Source organism: Pseudonocardia oceanicola, assembly GCF_047200735.1.
Taxonomy (GTDB): domain Bacteria; phylum Actinomycetota; class Actinomycetes; order Mycobacteriales; family Pseudonocardiaceae; genus Pseudonocardia.
This window is the reverse complement of record NZ_JBJZON010000130.1, coordinates 1-204: the sequence shown is the minus strand read 5'-3', so window position 1 is coordinate 204 and position 204 is coordinate 1. Positions and strand designations below refer to the sequence as shown.

Genomic DNA, 204 nt, shown 5'->3' with positions numbered 1-204 from the left:
CTCCATCCCGTACTCGCGGGTGTAGCCGTAGCCGCCCATGAGCTGGACGGCTTCGAGCGCGGTCTGTTTCGCGGCTTCGGTGCAGCGGATCTTGGCGGTGGAGCTGTCGCGGGACAGTCCGGTCTCGTCGCCGGCGTCGAGCCGGTCGGCGACGTCGTAGAGGAACGCCCGGCACAGGGCGATCTCGGTGGCGAGGTCGGCGAG

At 70.1% G+C, this 204-nt stretch carries 1 protein-coding gene; it reads right to left on the bottom strand.

The genetic code is table 11. The features are described 5' to 3' along the window. Window positions 1-204, bottom strand: a 204-nt coding sequence (locus tag ACL02T_RS35115) for an acyl-CoA dehydrogenase family protein (protein WP_412835123.1), incomplete at both ends; no start/stop codon positions are given.